The following is a 250-nucleotide window of genomic DNA, read 5'->3' on the forward strand; positions in this document are numbered from 1 at the left end:
CCGTGCCTCTGCTCACCTTTACCGCCTGGCAACTGGCGGCCGGAGGACTTCTGCTCGTTCCAGTAGCTTTAGTGTTTGATCCGCCAATCCCGATGCCTACAGGAACCAATGTTCTCGGCCTGGCGACGTATAGGAAGAATAAACGCCCTTTTCACCCAAGTCCAACAGCTTTGGACCGCAGTTGACTCTTTCGACACCCCTGCGATGCAACCCAATCCGGCTGACGGGGAGCCAGCAACGCTGAAAATTT

1 pseudogene is annotated in these 250 nt (G+C 55.6%); it reads left to right on the forward strand.

Annotated features, from left to right (window positions below):
• A pseudogene (locus tag ACSIPU_RS31375) lies at positions 1–125 on the forward strand (EamA family transporter); the annotation flags it as partial.
• Between the last annotated feature and the right edge of the window lie 125 nt (positions 126–250).

It is taken from the genome of Klebsiella sp. HN106, from assembly GCF_051209435.1.
In the GTDB taxonomy this organism is placed as follows: domain Bacteria; phylum Pseudomonadota; class Gammaproteobacteria; order Enterobacterales; family Enterobacteriaceae; genus Klebsiella; species Klebsiella oxytoca.